We start from the raw sequence: 22,288 nt of genomic DNA on the forward strand, positions 1-22,288 counted from the left end.
GCGACCGGGCTCGGTGTCAGCCCCACACACCACCGCCAGCGACGCCTACGCCGCGACGACGGTGATCGTCTGCTTGCGGTCGATGGCGTCCTCCAACTCCTCGGCGATGGCGCTCCCGCGAGACACCTGGATGTCGCCGCCGCGACCGACGGTCGCGGTGAACAGGTACTCGTCGTTCGCGCGCACCTCGACCGTCTCGCCGACGTGTTCGTCCATCCGGATCACGACGTGGCGGCTCGTGATCTCTGGTTGGACGACCTCACCCTGCGGCTTCGGCGTCGACGCGGCGCCACGGCCACCGGCGGGGGCACCGGCGCCGCCCGAGCCGCCCGCGCCGCCGGGGCGGTCGGCGTGGGTGCGCACGTCGATGTCGATACCGAGGCGGTTCTCGATGTCGGTGATGCGACCGCCGCCCTTGCCGATCACGTAGCTGATGTCGTCCTCTTCGACGTACACGACGGCGTCGTTCTGGCCCTGCAGTTCCACGTCGACGTGGCCGCGGGCGACCGAACGGATCTCCCGTTCGATCTCCTGTTTGGCGATGCGGCCGATGCCGGTGTCGCCGCTGCCGCCATCAGCGCCGTCGAGCGGCACCGTGACGACCTGGTTGTTGAACGTGTAGATCTCGAACTCCGGCGTCCCGGTCTCGAAGTCGACGACCTGGATGACGGGCCGCGAGAGGTCCTCCGCGGTCAGCCCCTCTGGCACCTTCACCTGCGTCGTCACGTCGTACACCGTGTCGACGCCACCGGCTTCGATGAACACGACGGTGTCGACGACCTGCGGGATCATCCCGAGTTCGACGCGCCCGACGAGTCGCTGGAGCGCGTCGATAGCGCGGGTCGCGTGGGTGACGCCGACCATCCCGACGCCCGCGAGGCGCATGTCCGCGAACACCTCGAAGTCGTGGGTCTTGCGCACCTCGTCGTAGATGGTGTAGTCGGGACGCACGAGCAGCAGCGAGTCCGCCGTGTTCGCCATGTCGCCGCCGAGGGCGGTGTACTGGGTGATCTCGTCGCTCACCTGCAGGTCGCGCGGCTTCTCCATCGTCTTCACCGCGTAGTCGTTGTCGTTGAGGAACTCCGCGACCGCCTGTGCGAACGTCGACTTCCCGGCGCCGGGCGCCCCCGCGATGAGGACGCCGCGCTGGCGCTCGGTGAAGCGGTCGCGCAACTCGTCGGCGAACTCGTAGTCGTCGAGCGTCGTCTTCGCGACCGGGCGCACCGCCGTGATCTCGATGGCGTCCGCGAACGGTGGGCGCGCGACCGCGATCCGGTAGTTGCGGTACTGGACGATCGTCATCCCGGGCTCGGACAGCTCGATGAACCCCTGGTTCGACGCGCGGGCGGTCGCCTCGATCTCGTCGGCCCACGCGGCCATCTGCTCCTCGTCGGAGGGCCCGTCGACCTCGTCGATACGGACGTAGCGGAGGTCGGTGATGTCGCCCCGCTTCGCCTTCGGGTGGGTGCCCGTCTTGAGGTGGACGGACATCGTGTCGTCGGTGAAGAACCGCTCGATGTCGAGGCCGTCGTCCTCGGTGACCCCGCGGGGGACTGGCTCGACGTACGCCACCTCCAGCCCGGTCGCCTTCCCGGCCTCCGCCTGCACGAAGTCCGACGTGAGGAGGACGGCGTCGTGGTCGACGGCGAGTTCGCGGATCAGGGCGTCGATGTCGCCCTCGCCGGCGCCCTCCTGTTCGGCGACAGTGGGGCGACGACCGACGAACTCCGCGGTGATCGCGCCCTCGTCGGCCAGTTCCGCGATCCGCTGGAGTTCCGCGATCCCGTCCCAGCCGGTGTCGCGGCCGGCGTTGGCCTGCGCCTCCAACTCGCCGACGACCGCCTCGGGGACGTACACGGTGGCCCCCTGGTAGTCGCCGTCTGCGACGCGTTCCGACACGCGGCCGTCGATGACCGCGCTCGTGTCCGGCACGACGTTCATACCCGTGATGCGACCGGGAGCCGTTTAAGGCTGCTTGCATCCGACCGCACGGGGGCGCCGTCGTCGAGTGGTGTGGGAGGCGAGGGCGGTGTCGGGGGCGAGGGCGCTCACTCCGGCGGCGCGGCGTCGGTCCAGATCTCGAAGCGCACGCCGCCGGCGACGCTCTCCCCGACGCTGACGTGCCAGCCGTGCGCCTCCGCGACCGTCCGGACGAGCGTCAACCCGAGACCGGCGCCGTCGCCGCCCGAACTGTTACCGGGCGCGAACACGGCCTCGCGTCGCTCGACCGCGATCCCGGGGCCGTCGTCGGCGACGGCGAACCCGCCGCCGTCGGGGAGCGCCTCGACGCGCACGGTCGCCGTCTCCCCCGCGTGGACGACGGCGTTCGCGAGGAGGTTCTCGATCAGTTGTCCGAGCCGAACCGGGTCCGCCTCCACTGCTGGGAGGTCCTCCGCGACGACCAGCGTCGCCGCCGCCGTCTCGACGCTCGCCCACGACTCGGCCACGGCGTCGCTCAACGCGACCTGTCGGCGGTCGCCGATAACCTGTCCGCTGCGTGCCAGCGCCAGCAGTCCCTGGGTCAGGTCGTCCATCCGGCCGAGCGCCGTCCGCGCGGCGTCGAGGTGCGACACGTCGCCCGTCTCTTCGGCCAAGTCGATGTACCCCTCGACGACCGCCAGCGGGTTCCGGAGGTCGTGGCTGACGACGGACGCGAACTCGCCGAGTGCGGCGTTGCGCGCCTCCAGGTCCCGCTCGTACGCGAGCGACTCCGTCACGTCACTGAACGCCGCGACGACGTGCTCGACGGTGCCGTCGTCGCCGACGACCGGCGAGGCGCGCAGGTCGAACGTCCGGCGCTCGCCCGACGGCATCGTGGCTCGGAGTCGTCGCTCCGCCGGTTCACCGGTCTGGAGCGCCAGCGAGATGGGTCGGTCCGCGTCGGTGAGCGGGTCGCCGTCGGCGGTCTCTATCTCCCACCGGTCGTCGAATCGGCCGCGCTCGCGCATCCCCGCCGCGTCGAGTCCAATCGCCGCGGTCGCGGCCTCGTTGACCGACTCCACGGTTCCGGTCGCGTCGTACACCACGACGGGGGCAGGCGTCACATCGAGCACGGCTTCGAGCAGGCGGCGCTCCTCGGCGACCGCGTCGACGGCCCGCTTGCGGGCGAACAGGCGGCCGGTCTCGGCGACCATCTCTGCGGCGGCGGAGGCGAACGCCGGGTCGGCATCCCGCGGTGTCGCGGTGAAGAAGCCGAGGACGGCGACCGGGTCGGGGCCGACCGCGTCGGTCGACTCTGGCAGTGGGATGGCGACGCCCGACAACAGCCCCGACTCCCGGGCCGCGTCCACCCGGACGAAGCCGGCGTCGTCGGCGGACAGATCCGTGAGCCACTCCGCGTCGCTGCCGGCCCAGACGCGCCCGACGAGTCCCTCCCCGCGTCGGAACGACACCGCCGCGGTCGCCGCCGCGAACGCCTCGTACCCCTCCTGGGCCCACGTAGCCGCGAGCACGAGGCGGTCGCCCGATGGGTCCGTGGTCGACTCGTCGGCCGAGGCGGGGAGCCACGCCTCCCCGTACTCCCACTCCCCGGCGCGGCAGATGGCCGCGAGCGTCCGTTCGAGCGCCTCCTCGAACGTCTCGGCGTCCGCGAGGGCGTACAGCACCGACTCTCGGAGGTCGGCTCCGGGTGGTCCTACCGTCGACCCGTCGCTCATCGTGGCAATATGGGTCACGGTCACGATAACCAATGTGTACGCCCGGGAATCACGACGGTGGAATTATCCACGTGCACGGCGGCAAGGAAGGTATGACTGAGGACGAGGAGTCCGCCGACGGGCTCCGGACGCTGACGCGCGACCTCGTGTCGATCCCGAGCCACGAGGACCCGACCGCCGCCGGCGACGCCATCGAGTCGTGGCTGCGCGCCGAGACCGACGGGACCGTCGAGCGCGACGACCACGGCAACGTGTTCGCCCGGAAAGGGTCGGGCCCGACGCTCGCGCTCGTCGGCCACCACGACGTGGTGCCGCCGGGCGAGCCACAGGTGACGGTCGACGACGACGGGGACGAGTCGTACGTCCTCGACGAGCACGACGGCAGACTGTACGGCCGCGGGAGCGCCGACATGAAGGGCGCCGTCGCCGCGGCGATGTGCGCGTTCCGCGACGCCGACCCCGACGGGGTGGAACTGTGTTTCGCCTCGTTCGTCGGCGAGGAACTGGGCGGCATCGGCGCCCGCGGCGCCATCGACGACGGGTTCGCCCCGGAGTTCGCCGTCGTCGGCGAGGGGTCGACGAACTACTCCGGGCCGGGCGTCACCGACGTGGTCGTCGCCCACAAGGGCCGGCGCGCGAGCGCGCTCGTCGCCCGCGGGGAGAGCACCCACGCGAGCATCCCCGAGGAGGGAGTGAACGCCGTCTACCGCGCCTGCGACGCCGTCGACGTGGTCCGCGAGATGGCGTTCCCGGAGACGACGGTGCTGGGCGAGTCCCTTCGCGGGAGCGTCGCCGTCACCGAAATCGACGGCGGCACCGCGTGGAACGTCGTCCCGGACCGCTGTGAGGTGACTATCGACGAGCGGACGGTGCCCGGCGAACGCGCGCCGCTGGAGCAGGCAGCGTCCATCGAGGGGGTCGAGTGGACAGTCGAGCAGGACCTTCCGCCGATGGCGTGCTCGGACGACGACTTCGCCGACGCGGTGCTGGCGGCGGCGCAGGACGTGCAGACGGGCACGCCCGAACACGTCGTGAAGCCGCACGCGACCGACGCGGGGTGGCTCGCCGACGCCGGCACCGCCTGTGTGATCTGTGGCGCCGCCGAGTCGGGCGAGGCACACACCGACACCGAGAGCGTCTCCTACGAGGTGCTCGACCGCTGTTACCGCATCTACCACGCGGTCGCCGAGGACGCGAGCGCGTTCGCCTGAGCGGGCGGCCGGGGGCGGTGTCGGCTGGCCCCTCGGGTCGACCCCGCCGGGTTCGCCGAACGGACGTTTCAAGAACGCCGGGCGGCAAGCGTTGCCTGATGGCTACTGACGCGACCGGCGAGTCCGCGGGGACCGCCGACGCCTACGCGGAACTGGTGGAGCGATTCGAGCGGATCAACGGCGTGCAGGGCGCCGCCGGCGTCCTCGGGTGGGACCAGCAGGTGATGATGCCCGAGGGCGGCACCCCCGCGCGCTCGAAGCAGCTGTCGGTCCTCTCCTCGCTGAGCCACGAGATGCTCACGGACGACGAGACCGCCGACCTGCTCGACGCCGCCGCGGAGGCGGACCTCGACGACGAGCAGGCGGCGCAACTGCGCGAGATGCGCCGCGAGTTCGAGCGCGCCGACGCCGTGCCGACCGCGCTCGTAGAGGAAATCTCCGAGACCTCGACCGAGGCGCTGGGGGCGTGGGAGCAAGCGCGTGCCGAAGACGACTTCGAGCAGTTCGCGCCGTACCTCGAGAAGCTGGTCGACCTGAAGCGGCAGTACGCCGAGCACATCGACCCCGACCGCGACGCCTACGAGGTGCTGTTCGAGGACTACGAGCCGTGCCTCCCGCTGGAGCAGGCCGAGGAGATTCTGGAGACGCTCAAGGAGACGCTCGTGCCGATGATCGACGAGATCCGCGCGAGCGACGCCGACGTGACGACCGACGCGTTCGCCGGCGAGTTCCCCGAGGACGGCCAGGAGGAACTGTCCCGGGACGTGCTCACGACGCTCGGTTACGACTGGGAGCGCGGTCGCCTCGACCCGTCGACGCACCCGTTCACCTCAGGCAACGTGTACGACTGCCGCGTCACGACGCGCTACGACGAGACCGACCCACTGGGCGGCCTGATGGCGACGGTCCACGAGTTCGGCCACGCGTTCTACAACCTCGGCCTCCCCGAGGACCACTTCGGCACGCCGCTGGGCGAGTCGCGCGACCTGTCGGTCCACGAGAGCCAGTCGCGCCTCTGGGAGAACCACGTCGGTCGCTCGCCGGCGTTCTGGGAGCTTGTGACGCCGAAGTTCGCCGAGTACTTCGACAGCGACGCGAGCGCGCGCGAAGCGTTCGAGTCCGCGAACCAGGTGTACGAGGACAACCTCATCCGCGTCGAGGCGGACGAACTCACCTACCACCTCCACATCGTCATCCGCTTCGAGATCGAGCGAGCACTGATCTCTGGTGACCTCGACGTGGAAGACGTGCCGACGGTGTGGAACGACAAGTACGAGCAGTACCTCGGCATCCGCCCCGAGACGGACACGGAGGGCTGTCTCCAGGACATCCACTGGAGCCACGGCAACTTCGGCTACTTCCCGACGTACTCGCTCGGCTCGGTGATGGCGAGCCAGCTGTTCAACGCCGCCGAAGACGACATCGGGAACATCTACGGGAAGGTCCGCGAGGGCGACTTCGAGGACCTCCAGACGTGGCTCCGCGAGGAGATCCACCAGCACGGCGCCCGGTACGAGACGAACGAACTCGTGCGCGAGGCGACGGGCGAGGACTTCACCGCCGACTACTTCGTCGACTACGTGCGCTCGAAGTACGGCGACCTCTACGACCTCGAAGAGTCCGTCTAAGCGCCGGTCGGACGAACTCGACTGCCGAACGGGAACGGGCTCCGACTTTTCGCGCGCGATTCGCTACCCGTCTCGCCGTTCAGCCGCCGCCGCCAGCAGTTCCTTCAGCTCCCCGTACGGAACCCCGTCGGCCATCGCCTCGTAGGTGCCCTCCTCGCGCAACTCGACGGCGATCTCTCGGAGCAGTCCCAGCGTCGCGCGCATCGGGACGGATCCGACCGACACGCGCGCAACGCCCAGATCCGCCATCGTCGCGATCGGCGGCGCGCCCGGCCCACCGAGGACGTTCAGCGGCGCGTCCAGTCGGTCGACGAGTGCACCGATCGTCTCGGTATCCGTCACGCCCGGGACGAACAGGCAGTCCGCGCCGGCGTCGGCGTAGGCGTTCGCGCGCTCGACGGCGTGGTCGAGTCGGTCGGCCTCCTCGCCGACGCCGAGCCAGAACACGTCCGTTCGCCCGTTCACCACGACCGGCACGTCCGCCTCGTCCGCCGCGTCGCGGGCGGCCCGGATCACCGCGACGTGGTCGGCAACGTCGGCCAGTGGTCGGTCGGGGTCGCCGGTGCCGTCTTCGAGGTTGACGCCGACGGCGCCCGCCTCGACGGTCGCGGCGACCGTGTCGAACACCTCCTCGGGCGTGTCGCCGTAGCCCGCTTCGATGTCGGCGGTCACCGGCAGGTCGACCGCGCCGGCGATCCGTTCGACGACCGCGAGCATCTCCTCGCGCGAGAGCTGTTCGCCGTCGGGGACGCCCTGTGCGGCGGCGATGCCGGCGCTCGTGGTGCCGATGGCGTCGAACCCCGCGTCCGCGAAGACGACGGCGCTCCCGGCGTCCCACGCGTTCGGGAGGACGAGCGGGCCGGCAGCGGTGTGGAGCGCGAGCAACGACGCGGCGCGCTCGCGCTGGGTGGCGTGGTCCATTCGAGTGGCTACGCGGGCGACCGGCATGAACCCCGCCGGCGACCGCGCCCGGGGCGACCGGCCACCTTATCACGGCGAGGGCGCCACACGTCGAACGAACGCAGATGCGCCGCTTCACCGCCGACTACCTCGAACGCACGCGCCGCGGGATGTGGGAGTCGCGCGACGCGCTCGCCCCGCTGGACCTCGACACGCGGTCGCGCGTCCTCGACGTGGGCTGTGGGACGGGCGAACTCACCCGCGTGCTCGCAGAGGAGGCGCCCGACGCGCGGGTGGTCGGCGTCGACGCGGACACTGACCTGCTGGCGACCGCCCGTGACGCCGGCGGGCCAGCGGAGCGCGACCTCGCGTACCTCGCGGGCGACGCGACCCGCCTCCCGTTCCCCGACGACAGCTTCGACCTCGTCGCCTGCCAGGCCCTCCTGATCAACCTCCCCGACCCCGCCGCCGCGGTCCGGGAGTTCGCCCGCGTCTCCGCGGACCTCGTGGCCGCCGTCGAACCCGACAACGCCGACGTGGCGGTGACCTCCACCGTCGACGCAGAAGCAGCGCTGGAGGGGCAGGTTCGCGCGGCGTACATCGCGGGCGTCGGCACCGACGTGGCGATGGGTGAGCGCGCCCGCGAGTTGTTCGCCGACGCCGGCCTGTCGGTCGTCGACGCACGGCGCTACCGCCACGAGAAGCGGGTCGAACCGCCGTACTCCGAGGCGGACCTGGCCGGGATCGCACGCAAGGCCAGCGGCGCCGGCATCGCCGACCACGAGACGGAACTCCGCCGGGAACTCGCCGACGGCGACTACGACCGACTCCGACGCGAGTGGCGCGAGATGGGCCGGACGGCGGCGACCCAGGCACAAAACGGCGAGTACGAGCGCGTCGAGACGGTTCCGTTCGACGTGACCGTCGGTCGGGTTTGACCGCCGGCCGCGACGTATCGACTGCTCAGACCACGTCGCCGCGGACGGTCGCTCCCTCCTGTCGGTCGCGGTAGTCGCGAACGGCGTCGGCGATCTCGCCGGCTTCCGGCTCCTCGACGCCGAGCATCTCCAGCGCGCCCGACAGCGTCGGGAACGGAAGGTCGCCGTCCCGCAGTTTCGCCATCGTCTCGGGTGCGCGCCGCCCCTCGCCGTACAACTGGACGCCGCGGGGGTCGAGCACCTGCTCGTAGGCGCCGCGGTCGAGCGCGCCCTTGAGCCGCTGTTTCACGTTCTGGTCGAACGGGGCGTTACACACCTCCAGGTGGATCGGCTCGTCGTCCGGCAGGAGGTGCGCGGCGAGGCACTTCTCCGGGGCGGCGTAGCCGTTGTCGTTCGCGCGGATGTACTCGGGGTGCTCGCGCGCCCACTCCGAGGAGACGGACTTGCCGACTCCCTTCACGCCGTGCGAGCGCTGGAACTCCTCGGCGGCGTCCGGGTCGTCGCTGCGCATGAGCAGGTCCTTCGTCACGTACACGTCCAGCCAATCGATCGGGTCGAGTCCGAGGGCCACGTCGCCGTACACCCACACCTCCCGGACGGGGACCGGCATCGGCCCCTCGTCGACGGCGTCGATGATCGCCTCCACCCGGTCGAGGGCCGCCTCGCGCTCCATGCCCCCGTCTGGGCGGGCGACCGGGAAGCGTCTTACGCGTCTCGACGGACGTACACCGTCTTCTCCACCTCGGCGTGGACGACGCCGTCGTCGTCGACCAACGCCACGTCGTACACGCGGTCGCACGACTCTCCGGGCGCCAGCGACGCCTCGATGTCGCGGACCTCCGCGTCGGGGACGTCGAACTCGGCGTACAGCGTCGACCGGCCCGGCTTCAGGAACCGGATCTCGGCGGCCTTGTCCCAGACGGTGAACGCGTCGCCGAGGCGACGCTGGAGCAGGACGACGTATACGGGGTCGACGGCGCCGTACATGCTCCCGCCGAACAGCGTCCCCATCCCGTTGCGCGTGCGCCAGGTGAGCGGAAGTTCGACCGCGGCGTGCGAGAAATCCGGCGCCAAGTCGGTGAGCGTCGCTCCGGTGGACCAGAAGGAGGGGTAGTAAGAGAACGCGAGGCGGAACAGCCACGCCCGCAGTCGGTCGAGTCGCGTCATACACCGCCGTCCGCGGTGGTGCCTGTTGAGGCTGTCCGTCGGCGGTCGCCGGCGGCGGCGACCAGCGGCGGTCGGTGACGACCGTCGCCCGCACCACCGTGCGAAACGGGTATGGCCGCGCCGCCGCTACCCGCCTCCAATGGACTGCGACAGGTGCGGCGCCGACGCCGTGATGCACGCCGCCTACTCCGGGGCTCACCTCTGTGAGTCGCACTTCCGGGAGTCGGTCGAGCGACGCGTGCGGCGACGCGTGCGCGAGGACGACCTCCTCCCCGACGACGCGACGCCCGAGGACCCCGAACGCTGGGTGATCGGCCTGTCGGGCGGGAAAGACAGCGTCGTGCTCGCGACGGTGCTCGACGAGACGTTCGCCGAGGACCCCCGCGTGGAGATGGTCGCGCTCTCGATTCACGAGGGCATCGAGGGGTACCGCGACGCCTCGCTCGACGCCTGCGAGGAACTGGCCGCGGACCTGGAGATGCGCCACGAGGTCGTCAGCTACGAGGACGAACTCGGCGTCCGCATGGACGATGTGGTCGAAGACGACCCCGAGAACATGGCTGCCTGCGCGTACTGCGGGGTGTTCCGGCGTGACCTGCTGGAGACGTACGCCGAGGAACTCGGGGCCGACAAACTGCTCACCGGCCACAACCTCGACGACGAGGCCCAGACGGCCCTGATGAACTTTCTCGAAGGCGACACCGCGCAGATGGCGAAGCACTTCGACGCCTCCATCGGCCCGTTCCCGGAGCGCCGCGAGAGCGATCACTTCGTCCCGCGCGCCAAGCCGCTCCGTGACGTGCCCGAGAAGGAGGTCGCGCTGTACTGCCATCTCCGGGACCTCCCCTCACACATGGCCGAGTGCCCCCACGCCAGCGAGGCGTACCGCGGCGAGATCCAGTCGCTGTTGCTGGAGTTGGAGGAGAACCACCCCGGCGTCCGCCACTCGATCATGGCCGGCTACGAGGAGTTGTCCGGCGTGCTCGCCGACGAGTACCGCGGCGACGAGGATGCCGGCCCAGACCTGTCGCCGTGTGAGAACTGCGGGTCGAAGACCGCGCGCGACGTCTGTCGCAAGTGCGACCTCGTGGCGGCGATCCAGGGCGCGTAACGCCACGCCACTGGCGCGCTCCCACTCGGCGCCGTGGGCTGGCCCCCGATTCGGCGGCCGGGTCTGTGACGCCGCTGCTCGAAGTGGTGGAAGACGGAAAGAGAGAGAGAAAGTCGCGTCGCACCGGTCGTGTCGCCCGTGAGGGCCGTCTGGTCGAACCGGTCAGCGGATGACGTCGAGGCCGTTGGAGCGCTCGCTCGACTGCTCGCGCCCGCCGTCGGACTGCCAGGCCGCCTGCTGGCCGTTGTTCGACTGCGCGTTCGACTTCGCGTCGAAGTCGACGTCCTGTGCCGCGCCGCCCTCGATGGACGCACGCGACTTGTCGGCCTGCTTCTGCGTGCTCGGGCCGAGCACCTGCGCGCTCTGGACGCCCGTCATGATCGCCATGACGCGCACCTTGCCCTTGTACTCCTCCTGGATGCGGGCGCCCCAGATCACGTTCGCGCTCGCCTCGAGGCGCTCGGTGATGTTGTCGGCGATGCCCTCGGCCTCCTTCAGCGTGAGGTCGGGGCCGCCGGTGATGTGGACGAGGCCACCCGACGCGCCGCGGTAGTCCACGTCCAGCAGCGGGTGGTTCATCGCGTCGTTGACGACCTCTTGGGTCTTGTTCTTGTCCTGGGTCTCGCCGACGAGCATCACCGCGACGCCGCCCTGGTTCATGATCGTGGACATGTCCGCGTAGTCCAGGTTGATGAGGGACGGCTGCGTGATGGTCTCGGAGATACCCTTGACCGTCTCGGCGATGATCTGGTCCATCACCGAGAACGCCTTCCCGATCGGCAGGTTCGGGACGTAGTCGAGGAGTCGGTTGTTGTCGAGGACGATGATGGAGTCTGCCTCGTTGCGGAGGTTCTCCAGCCCTTCCTCGGCCTTGACGGTGCGGGCGCGCTCGACGTTGAACGGCGTCGACACCATGCCGACGACGATGGCGCCCTGCTCTTTGGCGATCTTCGAGACGACCGGCGCCGCGCCAGTGCCCGTGCCGCCGCCCATGCCGGCGGTGACGAACACGAGGTCCGCGTCGCCGAGCACGTCCTTGATCGTGCCCTGGGCCATCTCGGTGGCGCGCGACCCCATGCTGGGGTCGCCACCGGCGCCGAGACCCTGCGTCAGGGACTTGCCGACGAGGATCTTCGTGTCGGCCTCGATCATCTTGAGGTGCTGCTTGTCGGTGTTGATCGCCACCGTCTCGGCGCCGTCGACGCCGATGTTGTACAGCCGGTTGATGGTGTTGTTACCCGCGCCGCCCGCGCCGACGATGACGATCCGGGGCTCCCCGAACTCGTCGTCGCCGTCCATCTCGGCCATGCTGCGTTGCTCCGCCTCCGCGTTCTCGAGCGCGTCCTGAACGATATCCTGCATTGATTACACCTTCGCCCAGCTGCGTTTACTGCGCTCGCCGCGCGCACGCTCGCCGGATGTGTCCGCTTGTTCGTTGAGCATGTCGCGCACGGCCGACCGAATCGCTTCGCTGCGGTTCGGGAACTCGCCCGTCTCGACCATCTGTTCGACCTCCTCGATCTGCTGTTTCGGGATTCGTAGTGTCACACGTTCCATTGGTACATTCCCCCGGTAAGACGACAACACGCATACACGTGCCCTCACGGGCCGACGACCGGAGTTTCCCCGCTCCGACCGCGACCTGTAAGACGAGCCGTCTTACGCATCACTACCAATATACCGTTTGCATATAAATATATCGCCGGTTGTATGACGGATACAGCCGAGTTGTCTTACGCTCCGTAGCGGTGGTGTACGCGTCTTACTACCGGTCCAGCACGTCGGCGGCGGGGGTCCGTCGCCCACAGCCGGGGCAGAACGCCCAGTCGGAGCGGACCTCGTCGCCGCAGTCGCAGAACACCCGCCTGCTCGCCTTCTCGCCGCAGTTCGGGCAGAACACGTGGTCGCCGGACACGTCTTCTCCGCACTGGGCGCACGCGGTGGCCTCGGCCGGCGACACGGCCTCCGCCTCCTCCCTGTCGGCGTCCGAACCGGACCGCTCGCGTCCGTCGGTGGTCGCCGTGTCCGACGCCCCCCCTACGTCGACGCCGGCGCCGTCGACGTTCACCGTGAGGTTCACCGGCGGCGCAGCGTCCGGGACGCCGAACGGCCGCGGGGAGGTCGTTCCGTCCCTCGTTTGCGCCCCGAGTGCCTCGTCGAGGCGTGCGGTCACCAACTCGTCCACGCGCGCTGCGAGCGCGTCGTCGAGCGTGTCTGCCGGTCCGTCGGATGGGTCCGAGTCCGTCTCGGCCTCGCGCACCGGCGTGGACGCGCTCGGCCGCTCCGCATCGTCGAGGTACTCGCGGAGCGCCTCCCGCATGACCTCGCTCTTCGACCCCTCGAGCTGTTCGAGGCGGTCGACGAGGTCCGCGTCCGCGCGGAAGGTTATCTTGCTCATGTCCCCCACCTTACGGCAGGGTGCATATCAAACTATCCCAGCGTCGGACGCGCGTCCGTCGCCCGACGCGTCTTACGCGCCGCACGGACCGTTTGCGGATGCTGCTGGTCGCGGCGTCTTACGTGCCCAGGTCGGTCCCACGTCCCTCCATCGAACCCAGAATTAGAACAGTCTAAACTCTGCCTTCGGTCGGAACAACTATACCCTTCGAGCGTCCTTCTCGGAGTGAGTATGACCGACACACGTGACCCGGCGGGTTCGCCGGGAACGACCAGACGCCGGTACCTCGCCGGCGCGACGAGTCTCGCCGCCGCGGGCCTCGCCGGCTGTCTGGGCGGTGCGGCCGGAAGTGGTACCGACACCGGCGAGGACGCCGGCAACAGCGACGGCCCGACGGTCGTCGCCTCGTTCTTCAGTTTCTACGACTTCGGCAAGAAGGTCGCGGCGGACACCCCGGTGACCGTCGAGAACCTGATCCCCACGGGCCTGCACGGCCACGGGTGGGAGCCGAACGCCAGCATCACGCGGCGCATCGTCGACGCGGACGCGTTCGTCCACGTCGGGGAGGACTTCCAGCCGTGGGCCGACCGCGCCATCCAGACGCTGAAAGACGACGACGTCGACACCCAGTTGATCAACGTGCGCGAGGGCGTCGAACTCGTCCCGCTGGCCGACAGCCTCGACCGCGACGAGGAGGGGGTCGGCGAGGGGCGCGGGCGGGACCCCCACTTCTGGCTCGACCCGACGCGCGCGACGATCGCCGTCGACAACATCACCGAGGGGTTCGTCGAACTCGCACCCGAGTACGAGGACACGTTCCGCGCGAACGCCGAGGCGTACAAGACGGACGTGCTCGCACGGATCGACGCCGACTACGAGGCGATCTTCGACGCCGCCGAGCGCGACGTGGTCCAGTTGGCTGCACACAACGCGTTCCAGTACATCGCGGACCGCTACGGCGTGCAGATGCGCCCGCTCGTCGTCAACCTCGCCGCCAGCGGTGACGTGAAGCCCTCGGACATCACCGAGGCCAAGCGCGTCATCGACGAGAACGACATCCGCTACATCGGCGCGGGCGTGTTCGAGACGCGCCGCCCCGCCAAACAGCTCATCGCCGAGACCGACGTGGAGGCGTACTATCCCGTCACTCCGTACGCGGGCGTGCGCGAGGACTGGGTGGAGAACGAGTGGGGGTACGAGGAGATCGCGTACAACATCAACATGCCCACCTTCGAGGTCGTGCTCGGCAACACGCCGCCGAGCGAGGCCGGCTACGACGGCTGGGACGCCGAGTGGAGGAACTTCGAATGAGTCGTGCAGACGCCGCGACCGCCGAGACGGTGACCGACGGCGCAGACCCGGCGACCAACGGCGCCGGACGGGCGACGGGCAAGGAGGTCATCTCGCTGTCGGACGTGACGTTCGGCTACACCGCCGCGCCCGTCGTCGAGGACGTGAGTCTCGACGTCCGCGCCGGCGAGTACCTCGCCGTCGTCGGCCCGAACGGCTCGGGGAAGTCGACGCTGATGAAACTCATGCTCGGCCTGCTCCGCCCGGACGAGGGCGAGGCGCGCCTGTTCGGCGAACCGGCCCACCGCTTCGACGACGGCCAGCGCGTCGGCTACGTCTCCCAGCACGCCAGCGCGGCCAAGGAGATGCCGATCACCGTCCGCGAGGTCGTGCGGATGGGCCGGTTCTCGCACGTCGGCTTCGGTCGCCTCGGCGCCGATGACGAGCGGATCGTCGACGACGCGCTCGCGACCGTCGGGATGGCCGACTTCGCCGACCGGCGGATCACGAAGCTCTCCGGCGGGCAGCGCCAGCGAGCGTTCATCGCACGCGCGCTCGCGGGCGAGGCCGACCTGCTCGTGCTCGACGAACCGACCGTCGGCGTCGACGCCGAGTCCGTCGAGGCGTTCTACGACCTGCTCGCCGCGCTCAACGACGACGGCATCACCGTGCTCCTCATCGAGCACGACCTCGGCGCCGTCACCGACCACGCCGAGCGCGTCGTCTGCATGAACCGCGAGGTGTACTTCGACGGCCCGACCGAGGAGTTCGTCGGCAGCGACGCGCTCGCGCGGGCGTTCGGCACCGCCGTCGGCTTCCTCGGCGGGAGTGAGAAGCGATGACGCTCCCGACCGGTGCCGCGGCCGCCCTCGGAGCAGTCGCCGCCTCCCCGCCCGCGCCGCTGCAGTCGGGGAGCGCGCTCGACCCGGTGCTCGCACCGATCTACTACCTGCTCGACCTGTGGTCGCTGTTGATGACCGCGCTCGGGGACGCGACGGGACTGGAACTGCTCCAGTACGGGTTCATGCACCGTGCGATCCTCGTCGGTCTCTGCATCGGGGTGATGGCGCCGCTCATCGGGACGTTCCTCGTCCACCGCCAACTGGCGCTCATCGGTGACGCGCTCGCCCACACCGCGTTCGCGGGGGTCGCCGTCGGCCTGTTCCTCAACGGCGTCTTGAGCCTCGGCGTCTCGCCGTACCTCACCGCCGTCGTGGTCGCGGTACTCGCGGCGCTGCTCATCGAGGTCATCTCCGAGGTGACCGACGCCTACAACGACGTGTCGATGGCCATCGTCCTCTCGACGGGGTTCGCCCTGGGGACGGTGCTGATCAGCCTCAACGCAGGCGGCCTCGCAGTCGGGATCAACCAGTACCTGTTCGGCAACCTCTCGACCGTCTCGGCTGAGAACGCCGCCATCCTGCTGGTGCTGTTCGCCATCATCGTCGGCACGGTCGCGCTCACGCGCAACCAACTGCTGTACGTCACCTTCGACGAGACGGCCGCGGAGGTGTCGGGCATCCCCGTGAACTGGTACAACCGCGTGATGGTGATGCTCACCGCGCTGGTCGTCGTCGGCGCGATGCAGATCATGGGCGTCATCCTCGTCGCCGCGATGCTCGTGGTCCCGGTCGCCGGCGCCGCGCAGGTGTCGCGTAGCTTCTCGGAGTCGCTACTCGTCTCCGTCGTCCTCGCAGAACTGGCCGTACTGCTCGGTATCGGCGCCGCCTACTACGGCGAGGCGACCGCCGGGGGCGTCATCGTCCTCGTCGCCGTCGCCATCTACGCGCTCGCGGTCGTCGTCGGGAAGGTGCGCGAGGCCCGCGGCGACGACGACGCGCCCGAACTCGGGAGCATCGACGCAGACGAGGACGCGGTCGTGACCTCGGACTGAGCGACCTGGCGGAGATTTCGTATCGCACTCTACGATTTACCGGCGAGCGACCGCTCGATGGGGCACACCCCGCGCCGCTTCCCCGAGGCTTATCCCGCGAGCGGCGAATCCGCACGCAATGGCGACGAGACTCCCCGAATCCGAGTTCGACGCGCGGCTCGCGGAGGTGCGCGGGCGGCTCGCGGACACCGACGCGGACGCGGCGACGTTCTTCAACGCGACGAGTATCGAGTACGTGTCGGGGTTCCACCACATCCAGACCGAGCGGCCGGTCGTCCTCGCGGTGACACAGGACGGGATGGAGATCACCGTCCCGCGCCTCGAGGTCGAGCGCGTCGAGCCGAACCCCCGGATCGACACGGTGCACCACTACTTCGACTACCCCCAGGGCGCACCGCTGCGAACCGCCGTCGAGATGCTCGAAGGCATGGGCGTCGAGTCGGTCGTCTCCGACGCCGACGGCGCGCCCGGCGTGATGGGGTACGAGGGGCCGAGCCTCTCGGAGTTCGTCGACGTCGAGTCGCAGTCGTGGGTCGACCGCATGCGCTGGGAGAAGACCGACGCCGAGGTCGACCTCGTGCGCGAGTCCGCCAAGTGGGCGAACCTCGCGCACCGCTACCTCGCCGACTACACGGAAGTCGGCGCCCACCCGGTCACCGTCAGTCAGCGGGCCACGACCGACGCCTCGCGCGCGATGCTCGACACACTCGGCGACCAGTACGCCGTCCGCACGCGGGGGTCGGGCCCCGTGCACGCGGGGTACATCTCGGGGTCGGAGACCGCGCTCCCGCACGGGCACACCCCCAACGAACGGCTCTCTGAGGGCGACGTGCTGGTGACGGGGGCGTCCGCGAACGTCGACGGCTACCACTCGGAACTGGAGCGGACGATGTTCGTCGGCGAACCGAGCGACGAGCAGGTCCACTACTTTGAGTTGATGGTGGAGGCGCAGGACATCGCCATCGACGCGCTCGGGCCGGGGCAGTCCATCGCCGGCGTCGACGAAGCGGTCCACGACTACTTCGTCGAGCAAGGCATCGAGGACACCGCCCAGCACCACGTCGGCCACAACATCGGCATGGGCGGGCACGAACCGCCGTACATCGACCGCGGGTGGGACGACTACGACCACGTCGACGAGGGCGACGCCCGGATGGCGGCGGGTCAGATCTACACCATCGAACCGGGCATCTACACCGACGACTACGGCTACCGCCACTCCGACACCATCGCGATCACCGAGAACGGCACCGAGTGGCTCACCTTCTTCCCGCGCGATCTGGAGTCGAACGTCATCCGGTAACGGCGCCGCCGACCCACGACCACCCGTTTTCGTCGCACTCGCACACACACACGCGCTCACACCGAGTGGATAGTCTCGGGTCACCCCGCGGCGCTATCGCTGCCCGTTCTCGACCGCCTCGGCACGTGCAGCACCGACTGCTCCACCGTAGGCCCCACCCTCCTCGCCGCCTGAATAAACTGCGTTGCGCGATATGAAATCGTGTTCGGCCCGGATCGCTCGGGTTGACCGCGACCGCCGCCCGTGGCTCGGAGCGTTCTTGTGTCCCGGGACGCGAGCGACCGACGATGCCCGCCGTCTCGTTCGGACTGTTCGACACGCTCGTCGAGGCCGACCTGCCCGCCGACCCCGCCGCCGCCGTCGGCGAGGAACTTCGCGCACGCGGCGTCGCGGTTCCGGCCGACTGGAGCGACGCCTTCCACGAGACGCACGTCGACGCCCCCGCGGGCGCGGAGGTCCCACTTCCGGCGCACGTGAGTCGTGCGCTCGCCTCGCGCGGCGTCGCCGCTCCCGGCAACGCGGCGCGACGGGCCGTCGTCGCGGCGTTCGACCCCGAGGTTCGCACGCGCGAGGGGGCCGCGGCGGCGGTGGCCACCGCTCGCGAGCGCGGACCGGTGGGACTGCTGGCGAACTGCGCGGTGCCGGAGTTGGTCGGTCGCACGCTCGTCCGGTCGGACCTGGCGCGCGACGACTTCGACGCGGTCGTGTCGAGCGTCGCCTGCGGGTGGCGCAAACCGGACGCGCGGGCGTTCGAACGCGTCGCCGATGCGCTCGGTGTGACACCCCCGTCGCTCGTCCACGTGGGAACCGACCCCGACGTCGACGGCGCAGTGACGGGGGTCGGAGGCGAGTTCGTCGACGCCCGGGAGTCGTTCGATGGCGTGTGACGGGCGAGTCACCGATCCGAGTCCGACCAGCGATCCGTCACAGGTAGCGGCAATTTTCCGGCCAACAGTATTGAGATTAATAACCGCGAGCCAGTGATTTTACAGATAGCAGCAGTCCCCTTGGTATGGCTTCACAGTATGCTGACGACGCTGACATCTCCGAGGTCGACACTGGGCTGGACACCGACGTGGACATCCAGTCGGAACTCGACGAGGAGATGGCCGACATGGACACAGACACCGTCGACGCGTTGTCCGGGCTGCAGGCCGCGTCGGAGCAGGTGGCGGGGTCGACCGTAGAGATCGCCGGCCTCGCGCGCGTCCAGTCCGACGACATGCACACGGTGACCAACGAGATGACGAATCTCTCGGCGGCCATCGAGGAGGTCGCGTCGTCCGCCGAGCAGGTCGCGGTCGCCGCCGAGTCCGCCGAGGAGGCCGCCGAAGAGGGTGAGGAGGCCGCCGAGGAGGCGATGGAGGCGATCCGTGCGGTCGCCGACGCCGCCGACTCGATGACCTCCGGCATCGAGCGCATCGGTCGGCGGATCGAGGACATCGACGAGTTCGTCGACGTGATCGACGGGATCGCCGAGCAGACGAACCTGCTCGCGCTCAACGCCAACATCGAGGCCGCGCGCGCCGGCACCGAGGGCGACGGCTTCGCCGTCGTCGCGAACGAGGTGAAGGCGCTCGCCGAGGACTCTCAGAACGAGGCAGAGGCGATCGAGAGCACCGTCGACGAGATCAAAGGCGAGATGGCAGAGGTCGTCGACGAGATCGAAGGGAGCAACGACCGCATCGAGCGCGGCGTCGACAAGACCGAGGCGGCGATGGACCACCTCAGCGAGATTTCCGACACGGTGTCGGAGGCGTCGGCGGGCGTCAGTGAGGTCGCCCGCGCGACCGACGAGCAGGCCGCCTCCGCCGAGGAGGTGTCCGCGATGGTCGAGGGCGCCGCGGAGGCCGCCGAGGAGATCGCCAGCGAGGCAGACGAGATCTCCGAGGCGGTGGAAGAACAGACCAACGAGATCGGCTCGGTCGTCGAGTCCCTCTCAGACGCCTGAGGCTGCCGTCGGCGGCAACGCCTTCTCGTGACGCCATCGTCGACAGCGGTGCGTCCGGGACGCCCCATCCCGGCGGGCGGTGGAAGGCCCGGACGCGGTCACGGACCCGTGACGAAGAACAGGAGGACGGAGATCGCCAGCGACGCGAGGACGACCGCCGCCGCGAGCGCGCCGCCCATCGAGACGGCGGCGTTGGCGTGGCTGGCGAGCGACTCGGTCCGGTCGTTCCCGAACACGGTCACCTCGGCGTGCTCGGTCGCCATCCCCGCCTCGACCGGTTCGGCGTCTGTCGTCGCCTCGCGCACCACGTCGACGACCACGTCGGTCAACTCGTCGTGGTCGACGACGGCGCCGACCTGGTTGTCCGCTTCGACGGTGTTGACGACGTGCGTATCGGTAGTGAGCACCTCCGCGTCGTCGACGCCGACGCGGTCGACTACGGCCTCGACGAGCACGTCCCGCAGCCCCGGTTCCATGTTGTTGCCGTCGACGAGGACGTAGGCGGTCGTCTGTGCGGCGTCGGGGTCGGCGTCGTCGGCGTCGCCGGTGTCGACCGCACTCGCGCCCGACTCGGGGTCGGTCGCCACCTCGGTGACCATCGCGCGGATGCCGAGCGGACCGATCCCCTCTGCCGGCACCCAGTCGGTGGGCTCCCAGGCGACGCCGATCGAGAGGTCGCCGCGGGGCGCGACCGCGAGTCGGTCGCCGGCCTCGCCGGCGGCCCGGATCATGTCGAACGAGCGGACCGACCCGGGCGTCACGTGGCCCAGGTCCGGGCCGTCGAGTCCGTTGTTGGAGTTGTGCGCGTCCGCGAGCAGCACGTCGCCGAGGCCGCCGGTGCGCGCCTCCGCGGCGGTCGAGAGCCCTACCGCGTACTCCACGTCGTCGGCGAAGCCCGGTGCGAACGTGGAGACGAGGAGCGCGTCGTCGCCGAACCCCTGCCCGAGTAGCGACGCCTCGCCGGCGTCGGCCCGGAGGCTCTCGGTGGCGTCGCGCGAGTAGGTGAGGCGGTCGTACGCCCGGTCGGCGGCGTCGATGACGGTGTCGACTTCGCGTTCGGTGACGAGGTTGAAGTCGTGGCCGGCGGTCGCGTGCGGCGGGAACGCCAGCCCCTCGGTGGCGTCGGCGACGCGGACCGGGAGGTTGCCGCCGCCAATCTCGCCCATCGGCCCCGGGTGGATCATCGGGAGCACCCAGCGGGCCTTCTCGGTGTCGTCGGGGGTGCGAAACGAGAGGACGGTGACGGGGACGACGGCCTCCTCGCCCAACTGCTCGAAGAAGTCCTCCAACTCGCGAGTCCCCTCGGCGATGTGGCCGATGAACCCGCGGAGGAAGTCGAGCACGCTGACCCCGAGCGTGTTGCGCCACGGGCGGTCGACGACGTAGAGGAACGTCCACACGCCCGCGGCGTACAGCACCGACGTCAAGCCGAGGACGACGAAGTGGTCGGGGCTGATCGCCGACAGCTCAGCGGGTGCCTCGCCGGGTCGCGCGAGGTACGGCATGAGGAACGTGTCGAGCAGGGGGCCGCTCACCTCCAACAGGCTGAGCGTCCCGCTGTAGACGAACAGCAGCACCGCGGCGGTGGCGCTCTGGAGGCTGGCGGGCACCGCCGCGACGAGGATGGACGACTGCGACACCGCCATGATGACCAGCAGGCGGATGGCGAACACCGACGCGAGCGCGACGACGAGCACGTCGAAGACGAACCGCTGGCCGAGCGGGGTGAGGTACGCGAGCAGCGCGCCCACGGTGAGGAACGCGACGATGATCACCTCACACACCAGCGCCAGCAGCGACGAACGGTTCGGCGTCAACTTCCCGCCGACGAGTCTGTCCACCCACGCGGTGCCGAGGCCGGCGACGATGGTCGGGATGCCAATGAAGAACACGCCCTCCCAGGCGTCGCGCCCGACGAACAGCACGCCGCGCCACACCTGCGTGGTCTCGGGGCGCTCGAACGCGCCGATCCCAGCGACTGCGGCGAGGAGGAGGGCGAACGCGACCGACGTGTACCACGACGGGGCGCGGAAGATGAACCGCGACAGCCCGGCGAGGTTGCTCTGGGTCGCTGTCATACGCGTTGACGCTGAGGAACGCGGTCCGCCCCTAAAAAGCAGGCGCACTCGTCGCGTGAACCGTTAGCGACCGTCGGGGGGCTTCCGCGGTCGTGTGCGGACGCGGGTCGTCGGTCGAGCTATCAACACGTGCAAGCAACACAAAACCGCAAGACTGCACGCCGAATCGGAGCAATCGAACGCCGGAGTTACTCGCAGATGGCGACGAAGTTCTCGAAGACCTCCTGGCCGCGCTCGGTGTGGCTCACTTCGGGGTGCCACTGGACGCCGTACAGGTCGCGCTCGGGGTCGCTCATCGCCTCGACGCCGCAGACGTCGCTGTCGGCGGTGACGTGGAACCCCTCGGGCACCTCGACGACCTCGTCGGCGTGGCTCGCCCACGTGCGCGTCTCGGGTGCGAGCGACCCGACGAGCGGGTCGTCCGGGTCGGTGATCCGCACGTCCACGTCGGCGTAGCCGCCGTAGTCGCCGGACTCGACGCGCCCACCGAGCTCCTTGGCGATGAACTGCAGGCCCAGACAGATGCCCAGGACGGGCACGTCGAGGTCGAGGTACTCCGCACACCGACCGACCCGGTCCATGTCCGGGCCGCCCGAGAGGACGATGCCGTCGGCGTCGATGTCGGCGGGGTCGGTGTCGTTGTCGAGGATGTCGGTGTCGACGCCCACGTCGCGCAGAGCGCGACCCTCCAGGTGCGTGAACTGTCCGTGGTTGTCGATGACCACGATACGCGGCTCGCTCATACCGTGGGTTGCGCGGACGT

General features: G+C 69.9%; 20 protein-coding genes. 10 read left to right on the forward strand and 10 right to left on the reverse strand.

Going from position 1 to position 22,288, the window contains the following annotated elements; translation table 11 throughout:
- Positions 1-45: 45 nt before the first annotated feature.
- Entirely contained in the window at positions 46-1,941 is a 1,896-nt protein-coding gene (locus tag P0R32_RS14560; RefSeq protein WP_276237752.1) for a PINc/VapC family ATPase, read from the reverse strand.
- A 107-nt stretch (positions 1,942-2,048) separates the two neighbouring features.
- On the reverse strand, positions 2,049-3,656 hold the full coding sequence (locus tag P0R32_RS14565; protein WP_276237753.1) for an ATP-binding protein: 1,608 nt from the start codon (positions 3,654-3,656) through the stop codon (positions 2,049-2,051).
- Positions 3,657-3,748: 92 nt separating this feature from the next.
- On the opposite strand from P0R32_RS14565, the gene P0R32_RS14570 reads away from it, so the two are divergent.
- A complete protein-coding gene (locus P0R32_RS14570) occupies positions 3,749-4,867 on the forward strand; it encodes a M20 family metallopeptidase (protein ID WP_276237755.1) in 1,119 nt (372 codons plus the stop codon).
- A gap of 98 nt (positions 4,868-4,965) precedes the next feature.
- Complete coding sequence (locus P0R32_RS14575) at positions 4,966-6,495, forward strand: carboxypeptidase M32 (protein WP_276237756.1); 1,530 nt, start codon at positions 4,966-4,968, stop codon at positions 6,493-6,495.
- Positions 6,496-6,558: 63 nt separating this feature from the next.
- Here P0R32_RS14575 and P0R32_RS14580 read toward each other — a convergent pair whose 3' ends face one another.
- Positions 6,559-7,416: an isocitrate lyase/PEP mutase family protein gene (locus P0R32_RS14580; protein ID WP_276237757.1), complete on the reverse strand. Its 858-nt coding sequence runs from the start codon at positions 7,414-7,416 to the stop codon at positions 6,559-6,561.
- Between the two features lie 104 nt (positions 7,417-7,520).
- On the opposite strand from P0R32_RS14580, the gene P0R32_RS14585 reads away from it, so the two are divergent.
- Positions 7,521-8,333: a class I SAM-dependent methyltransferase gene (locus P0R32_RS14585; protein ID WP_276237758.1), complete on the forward strand. Its 813-nt coding sequence runs from the start codon at positions 7,521-7,523 to the stop codon at positions 8,331-8,333.
- Between the two features lie 25 nt (positions 8,334-8,358).
- Here P0R32_RS14585 and P0R32_RS14590 read toward each other — a convergent pair whose 3' ends face one another.
- Both P0R32_RS14590 and P0R32_RS14595 read right to left on the reverse strand, forming a co-directional pair.
- Entirely contained in the window at positions 8,359-9,006 is a 648-nt protein-coding gene (locus P0R32_RS14590; RefSeq protein ID WP_276237759.1) for a DUF7095 family protein, read from the reverse strand.
- 32 nt (positions 9,007-9,038) lie between these two features.
- Positions 9,039-9,500: a DUF4442 domain-containing protein gene (locus tag P0R32_RS14595; RefSeq protein ID WP_276237760.1), complete on the reverse strand. Its 462-nt coding sequence runs from the start codon at positions 9,498-9,500 to the stop codon at positions 9,039-9,041.
- A gap of 139 nt (positions 9,501-9,639) precedes the next feature.
- On the opposite strand from P0R32_RS14595, the gene ncsA reads away from it, so the two are divergent.
- Entirely contained in the window at positions 9,640-10,611 is a 972-nt protein-coding gene (ncsA, locus tag P0R32_RS14600) for a tRNA 2-thiolation protein NcsA (RefSeq protein WP_276237761.1), read from the forward strand.
- Positions 10,612-10,773: 162 nt separating this feature from the next.
- Here ncsA and ftsZ read toward each other — a convergent pair whose 3' ends face one another.
- The 3 genes from ftsZ to P0R32_RS14615 all read right to left on the reverse strand — a co-directional run bounded on the left by ftsZ (position 10,774) and on the right by P0R32_RS14615 (position 13,009).
- Positions 10,774-11,973, reverse strand: coding sequence for a cell division protein FtsZ (gene ftsZ, locus P0R32_RS14605; protein WP_276237762.1), 1,200 nt, complete (start codon positions 11,971-11,973; stop codon positions 10,774-10,776).
- 3 nt (positions 11,974-11,976) lie between these two features.
- Positions 11,977-12,168, reverse strand: coding sequence for a transcriptional regulator CdrS (gene cdrS, locus P0R32_RS14610; protein ID WP_276237763.1), 192 nt, complete (start codon positions 12,166-12,168; stop codon positions 11,977-11,979).
- 208 nt (positions 12,169-12,376) lie between these two features.
- The gene (locus P0R32_RS14615) at positions 12,377-13,009 is read right to left on the reverse strand and encodes a double zinc ribbon domain-containing protein (protein ID WP_276237764.1); all 633 of its coding nucleotides are present in this window, start codon (positions 13,007-13,009) and stop codon (positions 12,377-12,379) included.
- 231 nt (positions 13,010-13,240) lie between these two features.
- On the opposite strand from P0R32_RS14615, the gene P0R32_RS14620 reads away from it, so the two are divergent.
- From P0R32_RS14620 to P0R32_RS14645, 6 genes are all read left to right on the forward strand, one after another.
- Positions 13,241-14,320 carry a metal ABC transporter substrate-binding protein gene (locus P0R32_RS14620; RefSeq protein ID WP_276237765.1) on the forward strand — a complete coding sequence of 360 codons (1,080 nt, stop codon included), beginning with the start codon at positions 13,241-13,243 and terminating at the stop codon, positions 14,318-14,320.
- Entirely contained in the window at positions 14,317-15,141 is an 825-nt protein-coding gene (locus P0R32_RS14625; protein ID WP_276237766.1) for a metal ABC transporter ATP-binding protein, read from the forward strand. The genes P0R32_RS14620 and P0R32_RS14625 overlap by 4 nt, the downstream gene beginning before the upstream one ends.
- On the forward strand, positions 15,138-16,193 hold the full coding sequence (locus P0R32_RS14630) for a metal ABC transporter permease (protein ID WP_276237767.1): 1,056 nt from the start codon (positions 15,138-15,140) through the stop codon (positions 16,191-16,193). Before P0R32_RS14625 ends, P0R32_RS14630 begins: the two co-directional genes overlap by 4 nt.
- A gap of 118 nt (positions 16,194-16,311) precedes the next feature.
- Positions 16,312-17,496 carry a M24 family metallopeptidase gene (locus P0R32_RS14635; RefSeq protein ID WP_276237768.1) on the forward strand — a complete coding sequence of 395 codons (1,185 nt, stop codon included), beginning with the start codon at positions 16,312-16,314 and terminating at the stop codon, positions 17,494-17,496.
- A gap of 287 nt (positions 17,497-17,783) precedes the next feature.
- The gene (locus P0R32_RS14640; protein ID WP_276237769.1) at positions 17,784-18,383 is read left to right on the forward strand and encodes an HAD family hydrolase; all 600 of its coding nucleotides are present in this window, start codon (positions 17,784-17,786) and stop codon (positions 18,381-18,383) included.
- Positions 18,384-18,508: 125 nt separating this feature from the next.
- The gene (locus P0R32_RS14645) at positions 18,509-19,447 is read left to right on the forward strand and encodes a methyl-accepting chemotaxis protein (protein WP_276237770.1); all 939 of its coding nucleotides are present in this window, start codon (positions 18,509-18,511) and stop codon (positions 19,445-19,447) included.
- 98 nt (positions 19,448-19,545) lie between these two features.
- Here the strand turns inward: P0R32_RS14645 and P0R32_RS14650 are convergent, their stop codons facing one another.
- Together P0R32_RS14650 and P0R32_RS14655 are read right to left on the reverse strand one after the other, a co-directional pair.
- Positions 19,546-21,525, reverse strand: a complete 1,980-nt coding sequence (locus P0R32_RS14650; protein ID WP_276237771.1) for a DUF2070 family protein — start codon at positions 21,523-21,525, stop codon at positions 19,546-19,548.
- Between the two features lie 188 nt (positions 21,526-21,713).
- The gene (locus tag P0R32_RS14655; protein ID WP_276237772.1) at positions 21,714-22,268 is read right to left on the reverse strand and encodes a GMP synthase subunit A; all 555 of its coding nucleotides are present in this window, start codon (positions 22,266-22,268) and stop codon (positions 21,714-21,716) included.
- Between the last annotated feature and the right edge of the window lie 20 nt (positions 22,269-22,288).

The sequence above is a fragment of the Halobaculum marinum genome, from assembly GCF_029338555.1.
Taxonomy (GTDB): domain Archaea; phylum Halobacteriota; class Halobacteria; order Halobacteriales; family Haloferacaceae; genus Halobaculum; species Halobaculum marinum.

Bases quoted from the DNA above. Each gene is read 5' to 3' on its own strand.
- P0R32_RS14560 (WP_276237752.1), bottom strand. From the start codon at position 1,941: ATGAACGTCGTGCCGGACACGAGCGCGGTCATCGACGGCCGCGTGTCG.
- P0R32_RS14565 (WP_276237753.1), bottom strand. From the start codon at position 3,656: ATGAGCGACGGGTCGACGGTAGGACCACCCGGAGCCGACCTCCGAGAG.
- P0R32_RS14570 (WP_276237755.1), top strand. From the start codon at position 3,749: ATGACTGAGGACGAGGAGTCCGCCGACGGGCTCCGGACGCTGACGCGC.
- P0R32_RS14575 (WP_276237756.1), top strand. From the start codon at position 4,966: ATGGCTACTGACGCGACCGGCGAGTCCGCGGGGACCGCCGACGCCTAC.
- P0R32_RS14580 (WP_276237757.1), bottom strand. From the start codon at position 7,416: ATGGACCACGCCACCCAGCGCGAGCGCGCCGCGTCGTTGCTCGCGCTC.
- P0R32_RS14585 (WP_276237758.1), top strand. From the start codon at position 7,521: ATGCGCCGCTTCACCGCCGACTACCTCGAACGCACGCGCCGCGGGATG.
- P0R32_RS14590 (WP_276237759.1), bottom strand. From the start codon at position 9,006: ATGGAGCGCGAGGCGGCCCTCGACCGGGTGGAGGCGATCATCGACGCC.
- P0R32_RS14595 (WP_276237760.1), bottom strand. From the start codon at position 9,500: ATGACGCGACTCGACCGACTGCGGGCGTGGCTGTTCCGCCTCGCGTTC.
- ncsA (WP_276237761.1), top strand. From the start codon at position 9,640: ATGGACTGCGACAGGTGCGGCGCCGACGCCGTGATGCACGCCGCCTAC.
- ftsZ (WP_276237762.1), bottom strand. From the start codon at position 11,973: ATGCAGGATATCGTTCAGGACGCGCTCGAGAACGCGGAGGCGGAGCAA.
- cdrS (WP_276237763.1), bottom strand. From the start codon at position 12,168: ATGGAACGTGTGACACTACGAATCCCGAAACAGCAGATCGAGGAGGTC.
- P0R32_RS14615 (WP_276237764.1), bottom strand. From the start codon at position 13,009: ATGAGCAAGATAACCTTCCGCGCGGACGCGGACCTCGTCGACCGCCTC.
- P0R32_RS14620 (WP_276237765.1), top strand. From the start codon at position 13,241: ATGACCGACACACGTGACCCGGCGGGTTCGCCGGGAACGACCAGACGC.
- P0R32_RS14625 (WP_276237766.1), top strand. From the start codon at position 14,317: ATGAGTCGTGCAGACGCCGCGACCGCCGAGACGGTGACCGACGGCGCA.
- P0R32_RS14630 (WP_276237767.1), top strand. From the start codon at position 15,138: ATGACGCTCCCGACCGGTGCCGCGGCCGCCCTCGGAGCAGTCGCCGCC.
- P0R32_RS14635 (WP_276237768.1), top strand. From the start codon at position 16,312: ATGGCGACGAGACTCCCCGAATCCGAGTTCGACGCGCGGCTCGCGGAG.
- P0R32_RS14640 (WP_276237769.1), top strand. From the start codon at position 17,784: ATGCCCGCCGTCTCGTTCGGACTGTTCGACACGCTCGTCGAGGCCGAC.
- P0R32_RS14645 (WP_276237770.1), top strand. From the start codon at position 18,509: ATGGCTTCACAGTATGCTGACGACGCTGACATCTCCGAGGTCGACACT.
- P0R32_RS14650 (WP_276237771.1), bottom strand. From the start codon at position 21,525: ATGACAGCGACCCAGAGCAACCTCGCCGGGCTGTCGCGGTTCATCTTC.
- P0R32_RS14655 (WP_276237772.1), bottom strand. From the start codon at position 22,268: ATGAGCGAGCCGCGTATCGTGGTCATCGACAACCACGGACAGTTCACG.